This window comes from Streptomyces sp. NPDC004561 (genome assembly GCF_053602155.1).
In genome coordinates this window covers 1-9,892 of record NZ_JBSGDB010000345.1, presented here as the reverse complement: position 1 = coordinate 9,892, position 9,892 = coordinate 1, and the positions used below count along the sequence as shown (strand labels likewise).

10 protein-coding genes are annotated in these 9,892 nt (G+C 73.5%); 8 read left to right on the top strand and 2 right to left on the bottom strand.

Annotation, left to right across the window (positions count from 1 at the left end):
• Together ACWEN3_RS33100 and ACWEN3_RS33095 are read left to right on the top strand one after the other, a co-directional pair.
• Positions 1 to 493, top strand: a 493-nt coding sequence (locus tag ACWEN3_RS33100) for a M23 family metallopeptidase (protein WP_452978385.1), incomplete at its 5' end; no start/stop codon positions are given.
• A gap of 204 nt (positions 494 to 697) precedes the next feature.
• Complete coding sequence (locus ACWEN3_RS33095) at positions 698 to 1,384, top strand: GntR family transcriptional regulator (RefSeq protein WP_452978384.1); 687 nt, start codon at positions 698 to 700, stop codon at positions 1,382 to 1,384.
• Between the two features lie 181 nt (positions 1,385 to 1,565).
• Here the strand turns inward: ACWEN3_RS33095 and ACWEN3_RS33090 are convergent, their stop codons facing one another.
• The gene (locus tag ACWEN3_RS33090; RefSeq protein ID WP_452978383.1) at positions 1,566 to 1,847 is read right to left on the bottom strand and encodes an HPr family phosphocarrier protein; all 282 of its coding nucleotides are present in this window, start codon (positions 1,845 to 1,847) and stop codon (positions 1,566 to 1,568) included.
• A gap of 180 nt (positions 1,848 to 2,027) precedes the next feature.
• On the opposite strand from ACWEN3_RS33090, the gene ACWEN3_RS33085 reads away from it, so the two are divergent.
• From ACWEN3_RS33085 to ACWEN3_RS33065, 5 genes are read left to right on the top strand one after another with little or no spacing between them, the layout of a single operon-like run.
• Positions 2,028 to 4,889 (top strand): bifunctional acetate--CoA ligase family protein/GNAT family N-acetyltransferase, encoded by a 2,862-nt coding sequence (locus tag ACWEN3_RS33085; protein ID WP_452978380.1) that lies wholly within the window; start codon positions 2,028 to 2,030, stop codon positions 4,887 to 4,889.
• 19 nt (positions 4,890 to 4,908) lie between these two features.
• Positions 4,909 to 5,322, top strand: a complete 414-nt coding sequence (locus ACWEN3_RS33080) for a hypothetical protein (RefSeq protein ID WP_452978377.1) — start codon at positions 4,909 to 4,911, stop codon at positions 5,320 to 5,322.
• A gap of 1 nt (position 5,323) precedes the next feature.
• Positions 5,324 to 5,920 carry a DUF5998 family protein gene (locus ACWEN3_RS33075; RefSeq protein ID WP_452978374.1) on the top strand — a complete coding sequence of 199 codons (597 nt, stop codon included), beginning with the start codon at positions 5,324 to 5,326 and terminating at the stop codon, positions 5,918 to 5,920.
• The gene (locus tag ACWEN3_RS33070) at positions 5,920 to 7,110 is read left to right on the top strand and encodes an alkaline phosphatase family protein (protein ID WP_452978371.1); all 1,191 of its coding nucleotides are present in this window, start codon (positions 5,920 to 5,922) and stop codon (positions 7,108 to 7,110) included. Before ACWEN3_RS33075 ends, ACWEN3_RS33070 begins: the two co-directional genes overlap by 1 nt.
• A 46-nt stretch (positions 7,111 to 7,156) precedes the next feature.
• Positions 7,157 to 7,807 carry a thymidine kinase gene (locus ACWEN3_RS33065; protein ID WP_452978369.1) on the top strand — a complete coding sequence of 217 codons (651 nt, stop codon included), beginning with the start codon at positions 7,157 to 7,159 and terminating at the stop codon, positions 7,805 to 7,807.
• A gap of 60 nt (positions 7,808 to 7,867) precedes the next feature.
• Here the strand turns inward: ACWEN3_RS33065 and ACWEN3_RS33060 are convergent, their stop codons facing one another.
• Positions 7,868 to 8,659 carry a VOC family protein gene (locus tag ACWEN3_RS33060; RefSeq protein WP_452978367.1) on the bottom strand — a complete coding sequence of 264 codons (792 nt, stop codon included), beginning with the start codon at positions 8,657 to 8,659 and terminating at the stop codon, positions 7,868 to 7,870.
• Between the two features lie 321 nt (positions 8,660 to 8,980).
• On the opposite strand from ACWEN3_RS33060, the gene ACWEN3_RS33055 reads away from it, so the two are divergent.
• Entirely contained in the window at positions 8,981 to 9,832 is an 852-nt protein-coding gene (locus tag ACWEN3_RS33055; RefSeq protein ID WP_452978364.1) for a sulfurtransferase, read from the top strand.
• The last annotated feature ends 60 nt before the right edge of the window (positions 9,833 to 9,892 follow it).

The window sequence follows — 9,892 nt, the reverse complement described above, 5'->3', positions numbered from 1 at the left end:
CGCGGCCAAGGCCGCCGCCGAGCGGGCGAAGCAGGAGCGCGCGGCCAAGGCCCGCGCCGCCCGCGAGGCCGAGCGCAAGCGACTGAACACCTTCGTCGCCCCGATCGCGCACTCCTATGTCTCCACGGGCTACAAGGCCAGCAGCTCGCTGTGGTCCTCCGGCTCCCACACCGGCATCGACTTCCACGCGGCGAGCGGCACGCCCGTCCACGCGGTCGGCTCCGGCACGGTCGTCTCCACCGGCTGGGGCGGCGCGTACGGCAACCAGATCGTGATCCGCATGGCCGACGGCATGTACACCCAGTACGGCCACCTGTCGTCCATCGGCGTCGCGGTGGGCCAGCAGGTCACCCCCGGCCAGCAGATCGCCCTGTCCGGCGCTACCGGCAACGTCACCGGCCCGCATCTGCACTTCGAGGCCCGCACCACCCCCGACTACGGCTCCGACGTCGACCCCGTCGCCTATCTGCGCAAGCACGGCGTGGACGCCTGACCGGCCGGACATCCGAACGGCATCCCGAGGCCCCGGCTCACCGAGCCGGGGCTTTCGCCGTTTTTCACTGCGGCCACAGGGCCCGCTGTCCAAAAAATATCCCTGGATTCCGGTCTGCCGTCGGAAATTCCGCCCCATTGGAATAGAGTCACGGAACACACGTCCATCGTCGGCGTTTCACGGGGATTAAGGCGGAGGTCGGTCATGCGTATTCCGGCGCACTCGGTGTGCACGGCGATCCGGGACGACATCGTCGCCGGTGCCTACGAGCGCGGCAGCCGTCTCACCGAGGAGGTCCTGGCCCGCCGCTACGGCGTCTCGCGCGTCCCTGTGCGCGAGGCCCTGCGCACCCTGGAGGCGGAGGGCTTCGTGGTGACGCGCCGGCACGCGGGCGCGTGCGTGGCCGAGCCGACCGCGCAGGAGGCCGCCGACCTGCTGGAGATGCGCGTGCTCCTGGAGCCGCTCGGGGCCGCCCGGGCCGCGCAGCGGCGCACGGAGGCCCATCTGAAGGTGCTGCGGGGGCTGGTCCGGCTGGGGCAGGAGCGGGCTCGGCGGGGCAACAGCGAGGACCTGCGCTCGCTGGGCGGCTGGTTCCACGAGACACTCGCGCAGGCCTCCGGCAGCCCCTCGCTGACCTCGATGCTCACCCAGCTGCGCCACAAGATCGCCTGGATGTACACGGTGGATGCCGCGCCGAGCCCGGTGGACTCCTGGGCGGAGCATGGCGCGATCGTGGACGCGGTGGCGCGCGGCGACGGCGACCGCGCGCGTGCGGTGACGGCGCTGCACGCCGAACGCGCGACGGGCGCGCACCGCCTTCGTTTTTCCGGCGCCGCGGAGCGTGTGAGGACTTCGCAACACGCCGTAAACATGCCGGGCGTGCGCCATTAACACGAGCGCCGTATACAAAGAGGGGATATTCGGCGGGCAGGTATTTCCCCCTGCCCTTTTTCCGGATGTCATGAATTCGGGGTCGCGGCCGTTCATATGTCTGCGGTGAATTCGACCGGCCGGGCGCGAGAACGCGGAAGCCGCGCCGCCCGGTACGGACGACGCGGCTTCCCGGTCCTGCTCAGACGGTCTCGGGCAGCTCTTCCAGGCCCTCGGAGACCAGCTTGGCCAGACGGTCCAGGGCGACGTCCGCGCCCTCGGCGTCGGAGGCGAGGGTGATCTCCTCGCCGCCCTGGGCGCCCAGGCCCAGGACGGCCAGCATCGAGGCCGCGTTGACCGGGGTGCCGCCGGCCTTGGCGATCGTGACCGGGACGCCTGCGGCCGTGGCGGCTCGGACGAAGATGGAGGCGGGGCGGGCGTGGAGACCCTCGGCCCAGCCGACGTTGACGCGGCGCTCAGCCATGTGTTGCTGCCCTTCGCTGTTTCAGGGTTGTCTAGACCAGTTTCCCATATCGTGAAGCGTGCCCGGAGCGGACCTTCTCCTCCGCTCCGGTGTGGCGTCGCGACCGCGGCCTCGGTCCGACTTCCGTCCTCCACAGACTGCCCTGCGCCGTTGTCGGACGCGAGCCGTACTCTGGGGCCCATGCAGACCTCGGCGGACCGGCAGGGCCGGTACGAGTACCCCGCCCACTGGGAGGCGGACGTGGTGCTGCGCGACGGCGGAACCGCGCGCATCCGGCCCATCACCGCTGATGACGCCGACCGCCTGGTCAGCTTCTACGAGCAGGTCTCGGACGAGTCGAAGTACTACCGCTTCTTCGCGCCGTACCCACGACTGTCCGCCAAGGACGTCCACCGCTTCACGCACCACGACTTCGTGGACCGGGTGGGACTCGCGGCCACCATCGGCGGCGAGTTCATCGCCACCGTACGCTACGACCGCATCGGCGCCGACGGTGCGCCCGCGTCCGCGCCCGCCGACGAGGCCGAGGTCGCCTTCCTGGTGCAGGACGCCCACCAGGGCCGCGGGGTCGCCTCCGCCCTGCTGGAGCACGTCGCCGCCGTCGCGCGCGAGCGGGGCATCCGCCGCTTCGCCGCCGAGGTGCTGCCCGCCAACACCAAGATGATCAAGGTGTTCACGGACGCCGGCTACACCCAGAAGCGCAGCTTCGAGGACGGCGTCGTACGCCTGGAGTTCGACCTCGAACCCACCGACCGCTCCGTCGCCGTGCAACGCGCGCGTGAGCAGCGCGCCGAGGCCCGCTCGGTACGGCGGCTGCTCGTGCCCGGCTCGGTCGCGGTCGTCGGCGTCGGCCGCGCCCCCGGCGGCGTGGGGCGCAGCGTCCTCGGCAACATCCGGGACGCCCGCTACTCCGGCCGCCTGCACGCGGTGAACAAGGCCTTCCCCGAGGACCTCGGGGACCTCGACGGCGTGCCCGCGCACCGCTCCGTGCGGGAGATCGAGGGCCCCGTGGACCTCGCCGTCGTCGCCGTACCGGCCGAGCACGTCCCGGCCGTGGTCGCCGAGTGCGGCGAGCACGGCGTCCAGGGGCTCGTCGTGCTCTCCGCCGGATACGCCGAGAGCGGCCCCGAGGGGCGCGAGCGGCAGCGGGCGCTGATCCGGCAGGCGCGCGCGTACGGCATGCGGATCATCGGCCCGAACGCCTTCGGGATCATCAACACCGCCCCGGACGTCCGGCTGAACGCGTCCCTGGCCCCCGACATGCCCCGCCCCGGCCGCATCGGGATGTTCACCCAGTCCGGCGCCATCGGCATCGCCCTGCTCTCCCGGCTGCACCGGCGCGGCGGCGGGGTCACCGGGGTCACCGGCGTCTCCACCTTCGTCTCCGCCGGCAACCGGGCCGACGTATCCGGCAACGACGTCCTCCAGTACTGGTACGACGACCCGGAGACCGACGTCGCCCTCATGTACCTGGAATCCATCGGCAACCCCCGCAAGTTCACCCGGCTCGCCCGGCGGACGGCGGCGGCGAAGCCGCTGGTCGTGGTGCAGGGCACCGGCACCGCACCCCAGGGACACACGGTGCGGGCCACGCACCTGCCGTACGCGACCGTGTCCGCGCTGCTGCGGCAGGCCGGGGTGCTCCGGGTCGACACGATCACCGAACTGGTCGACGCGGGACTGCTGCTCGCCCGGCAGCCGCTGCCCGCCGGGCCGCGCGTGGGGATCCTCGGCAACTCCGAGTCCCTGGGCGTCCTGACGTACGACCGCTGTCTCGCGGAGGGGCTGCGGCCGTCGCGTCCGGTGGACCTGACGACCGGGGCGACGGCCGAGGACTTCCACGGGGCGCTGGCACGGGCCCTGGCCGACGACACGAACGACGCCGTTGTCGTCACGGCGATCCCGGCGATCGGGGAAGGGTCGCCCGATGACGCGGAGCTGGCGGAGGCGCTCCGGTCGGCTGCGGCCGCGGTGCCGGGCAAGCCGGTGCTGGTGGTGCATGTGGAGCTCGGAGGGCTCGCGGAGGCGTTGTCGGCCGCGGCGAGCACCGCGCCCACGGCCGTCGACAAGGCACCCGGCACCCCGGTCGCCGCCCAGCCGCTCCGCCCGGCTGAACGACCGCCCACCGCGGGCGCGGGCGTGGGGAGCGGCGGCTCCGTACCGGTTCCCGCCGACGGAACCCGTCTCATCCCCGCCTACCCCGCCGCCGAACGCGCCGTTCGCGCCCTGGCCGAGGCCGTCCGGTACGGCCAGTGGCGGCGGGATGCCCTGGACCCCGGCAAGGTGCCGGAGTACGAGGACATCGACGAGAAGGGGGCCGCGCGGCTGATCGGGGAGCTGCTCGCGCGCGGTGAAGGGCTCACGATCCCCGAGGCGGAGACCTGCGAGCTGCTCGCCGAGTACGGCATCCAGGTGCGGCGCGCGCTTCCCGCACCCACCCCCGACGCCGCGGCCGAGGCCGCCCGCGCCCTCGGCTACCCGGTGGCGCTCAAGGCGACCGCCCCGCACCTCAGGCATCGCGCCGACCTCGGCGGAGTGCGCCTGGACCTCGCCGACGAGGAACAACTGCGCCGGGCCTACGCCGAGTTGACCGAGCTGTTCGGGAAGCCGGAGGAACTGCGGCCGGTGGTCCAGGGCATGGCGCCGCGCGGGGTCGACACGGTCGTACGAGCGGTGATCGACCCGGCGGCCGGGGCCGTGCTGTCCTTCGGGCTGGCCGGGGCCCCCTCGCAGCTGCTCGGGGACATGGCGCACCGCCTGGTCCCGGTCACCGACCGGGAGGCCACCTCGCTGGTGCGCTCGATCCGCACCGCGCCGCTGCTGTTCGGCTGGCGCGGGTCCACGCCCGTGGACACGCCCGCGCTGGAGGAACTGCTGCTGCGCGTCTCGCGGCTCGTGGACGACCATCCGGAGGTGGTCGCGGTCACCCTGGAGCCGGTCGTCGTCGCCCCGCACGGCGTGAGCGTCCTCAGTGCCACCGTGCGGCTCGCGCCGCCGCCCGCCCGGGACGACCTCGGCCCGCGCACGATGCCGGCCTACTGACCCGGGGAGGGGGGGGCTCATGGAGATCGCCGGCCGGACGCTGCCCGAGGGCAGCTGGTGGGACTGGGACGTGCTCGCATGGGACGCCGGGCAGCTCCGCCTGGCCGCCGGACACGACCTCGCCCACCACCACGGCCTGGAGGTCGCCTTCGTCGGCCCGCTCTTCGTTTCCTGCCCGTTCGCCTTCCAGGACCCCGCCTTCCGGCCGCCCACGGCCGAGGAGACGGACCGGCTCGCGCGAACCATCGGCGAGACACCGCCTGTCGTGGTCGCCCTCGAGGCCGACGGCGGCGGCCCGGAGCCCGTCTCCTGCCTGGTCGCCGCCGAGCGGCTGGACATCCGTCCGGGGCTCGTCCCGAGGCGTCCACGCGCGCGTGCGCGGGCCGCCCCGGGTCTGCGCGACTGGCCCGGACCCCCCTTGCCCACGGATTAGGATGGACGCCATGGCCAAGACCAGTACGACGACCCAGGGGCTGCGCGCGGCGATCGAGCGCAGCGGCTACTACCCGGCCCTCGTGGCCGAGGCGGTGGAGGCCGCCGTGGGCGGCGAGCCCATCCGGTCGTACCTGGTCCACCAGGAGACCACGTTCGACCAGAACGAGGTGCGCCGGCACGTGACCGTCCTGGTCCTCACCGGCAACCGCTTCATCGTCAGCCACACCGACGAGCAGGCCGCCGACACCACCTCCCCGACGCCGTACGCCACGACGTCCACGGAGTCCGTGAAGCTCGGCCGGATCTCGTCCGTCGTGGTCAGCCGGGTGGTCGCGAACCCCGAGCAGTACACCCCGGGCAAGCCGCCCCGCGAGGTCGTGCTGACCATCGGCTGGGGCGCGGTCAGCCGTATCGACCTGGAGCCCGCCGCCTGCGGCGACCCCAACTGCGACGCCGACCACGGCTACACGGGCAGCTCCACGGCGGACGACCTCAGCCTGCGCGTCAGCGAGGCCGGGGACGGCCCGGAGACGGTGCGCCAGGCGCTCGCCTTCGCGCAGGCCATCTCGGAGGCGACCGCGGACATCACGCGCTGATGTCCCAGCTCTCCGCCTGGGACCACCCGGAACCGCTCGCCCTGGACACCGCGCCGCTGCCCGAATACGGCACCGGCTCCCTCGCCGACCTGCTGCCCACGCTCGCCGCCGGAATGGGCGTCCCCGGACTGGCCGCGACGATCACGGAACTGACCGCCGCCGACCGGGTCTGCGTCTTCCTGATCGACGGGCTCGGCTGGGAGCAGCTGCGCGCCCACCCCGACGAGGCCCCCTTCCTGACCTCGCTGCTCGGCAGCTCGCGCGGCGGCACCGGCCGGCCGCTGACCGCCGGCTACCCGGCGACCACCGCGACCTCCCTCGCCTCCGTCGGCACCGGCCTGCCGCCCGGCGTCCACGGCCTGCCCGGCTACACGGTCCGCAACCCGGCCACCGGCGAGCTGATGAACCAGCTCCGCTGGCAGCCGTACACCGAACCGCGCCCCTGGCAGCCGTACCCCACCGTCTTCCAGCTGGCCCACGACGCCGGGGTGCACGCCGCCCAGGTGTCCTCGCCCGCCTTCCAGCACACCCCGCTCACCAAGGTCGCGCTCAGCGGCGGCAGCTTCCACGGACGGCTGAGCGGCGAGGAGCGCATGGACCTCGCCGCCGAGCAGCTGGCCGCCGGCGACCGCTCGCTGGTGTACACGTACTACGCCGAACTCGACGGCGCGGGCCACCGCTACGGCGTCGCCTCCGACACCTGGCGCGGCCAGCTCATGTACGTCGACCGGCTCGCCCAGCGCCTCGCCGAGCAGCTGCCGCCGCGCAGCGCGCTCTACGTCACCGCCGACCACGGCATGGTCGACGTCCCGTTCGACGAGGAGCACCGCATCGACTTCGACACGGACTGGGAACTGCGCGCCGGGGTCGCCCTGCTGGGCGGCGAGGGGCGGGCACGGCACGTCTACGCGGTGCCGGGCGCCGAGAACGACGTGCTGACCGTCTGGCGCGAGGTGCTCGGCGAGCAGTTCTGGGTGGCCTCGCGCGACGAGGCGATCGCGGGGGGCTGGTTCGGGCCGCACATCGACGAGCGCGTGTACGCCCGCCTCGGGGACGTGGTCGCGGCCGCGTACGACGACGTCCTGATCATCGCCTCCGAGCGGGAGCCGAAGGAGTCCGCGCTGGTCGGCAACCACGGTTCGATGACCCCCGTCGAGCAGCTGGTCCCGCTGCTCGAAGTACGCTCCTGAAGCGCCCCCCGCCCTCCACGACTCACCGAAAGGTGCTCAACTCCTCATGCCCGAGCTGGTGTTCTTCTCCGGAACGATGGACTGCGGGAAGTCGACGCTGGCTCTGCAGATCGAGCACAACCGCTCCGCGCGGGGCCTCGTCGGGATGATCTTCACCCGCAACGACCGCGCGGGCGAGGGCAAGCTGTCCTCCCGGCTCGGCCTGGTCACCAACGCGGTGGAGGTCGCGGACGACCAGGACCCGTACGCGTACATCGTCGACCACCTGTCGCAGGGCGGCCGGGTGGACTACGTGATCGCGGACGAGGCGCAGTTCCTCGCGCCCGGGCAGATCGACCAGCTCGCGCGCGTGGTGGACGACCTCGGCCTGGACGTCTTCGCGTTCGGCATCACGACCGACTTCCGCTCCAAGCTCTTCCCCGGTTCGCAGCGGCTGGTGGAGCTGGCCGACCGCATCGAGGTGCTCCAGGTGGAGGCGCTGTGCTGGTGCGGCGCCCGCGCCACGCACAACGCCCGCACGATAGACGGCCAGATGGTCGTCGAGGGCGCCCAGGTGGTCGTCGGGGACGTCAACAACGCGGCGGGCGAGGTCGGTTACGAGGTGCTGTGCCGTCGCCACCACCGACGCCGGATGACCGCCGCGACGGCCCGTGCGGCGGCCCTGTCCCCGGACGTGCTGCCCGTCCCACCGGCCTGAGCGCTCCCGCTCCACCCCGCTTCACCCCGTCACGGCCCGGAGAGAACTCCTCCTGAGCGCTCAGCGCGGGCTCTGCACCACCGAGAAGACCGCGCCCTCGGGGTCCGCCACGGTCGCCACCCGCCCGTGCGGGCTGTCGTGCGCCGGTCGCAGGACCTGGCCGCCGAGACCGGCGACCTGCCGCAGCGTCTCGTCGGTGTCGGACACCTCGAAGTAGGTCTGCCAGTACGAGCCCCGGTCCCGGGGCAGGGCGTGTCCCACCCCGTGCAGACCGGCCACCGGACGGCCGCCGGTGCGCAGGGTCACGTAGTCGAAGTCGGCGGACACCACCGGCTCCTCCTCGTATCCGAACACGGTCTCGTAGAACTTGGCGACGCTCTCGGTCTCGAACGTGAGCAGTTCGTTCCAGGCGGGCGCGCCCGGCACCCCGGTGACCGCCGTGCCGAGGTGGGCCGAACCCTGCCAGATGCCGAAGACCGCGCCGGAGGGGTCGGCGGCGATGGCCATCCGCCCGACCTCGGCCGCGTCCAGCGGACCGACCGCCACGGTGCCGCCGCACAGCCGCACGGTGTCGGCCGTCTGGTCCACGTCGTCCGAGGCGAGGTAGGGCGTCCAGGCGATCGGCAGCCGGGGGTCCGGCGGCAGCTGACCCATGCCGGCCACCTCCCGCCCGTCGAGCAGCGCCCGCACGTACGGGCCGAGCTGCTGCGGGCCCGGCAGGAACTCCCAGCCGAACAGCTCTCCGTAGAACTCCTCGGTGGCGGTCAGCCCGTGCGCCATCAGGCTCACCCAGCAGGGCGTGCCGGGCGCGCGCCGCGTGTGCGGACCGGCCGACTCCCGTGCCTCGGTCATCGATCACTCTCTCCCCGGCCCTGGTGGTGGCCGTGTCGTCTCCGCTCCGCCGGCCGGGGGTCCACGCCACTCGCGTGTGCGCCCGTGCCGGTGTCCGCATCCTCCACGGTCTCCCGTGCCATGCCGCGCCGCCGGACCGGCGGTTTCTCCGGAAGAATGCCTGAGCTGCCGTGGTTCGTCGCTTCCTGACGATGGCCGGCGGGTGTCCGCCGGCTGTACAGCACGTGCTCGATCCCATACGCCTCGTGATCGAGCCTGTCCGGCGGAGCAGAGTAGCCGGACCTGGACGCCGCGGCCACCCCTGGCGTATGGATGGACGCCATGAGAGCCATCATCACCGCATCCGAACTCGCCCACGGTCTGAGCGGGGAGAATCCACCCGTTCTGCTGGACGTCCGCTGGCAGTTGAGCACGGCGAAGGCGGCGGGCGCCCCGGCCTTCGACGGGCGGGCCGAGTACGCGGCCGGGCACATCCCCGGCGCGGTCTTCGTCGACCTGGACCGGGAACTGGCCGGCGCCCCGGGCGAGCAGGGCCGGCACCCCCTGCCCGACCTGGCGGAATTCGGCGCCGCGATGCGCCGCGCGGGTGTGTCGGCGAGCCGCCCGGTCGTCGTCTACGACGGCGGACAGGGCTGGGCCGCCGCACGCGCGTGGTGGCTGCTGCGCTGGACGGGTCACCCGGACGTGCGGGTCCTCGACGGCGGGTTGCCGTCCTGGGAGAACGAACTGTCGACGCGGGCGCCCGTCCCGGCCGAGGGCGACTTCGAGCCGGCGCCGGCCGCGGCGGGTCTGCTGGACGCGGACGGGGCCGCGGATCTCGCCCGCACGGGTGTGTTGCTGGACGCGCGTGCGGGGGAGCGGTACCGCGGTGAGGTCGAGCCGATCGACCGGGTCGGCGGGCACATCCCGGGCGCGGTGTCGGCGCCGACGACGGAGAACGTGGAGACGGACGGCCGCTTCCTGCCCGCGGCGGAGCTGAAGGACCGCTTCAAGGCCCTGGGCGTCTCCACGGACGCGGAGGTCGGCGTGTACTGCGGTTCGGGGGTCTCCGGCGCCCACGAGGTGCTGGCCCTCGCGGTGGCCGGCATCCCGGCGGCCCTGTACGTCGGCTCGTGGTCGGAGTGGTCCTCGGACCCGTCCCGGCCGGTGGCGGTGGGGGCGGATCCGCAGTAGCGGCAGACGGAGGAGGCGGGGGGCCCGCCGGGCCCCCCACCCCCCACCCCAGCACCGCAA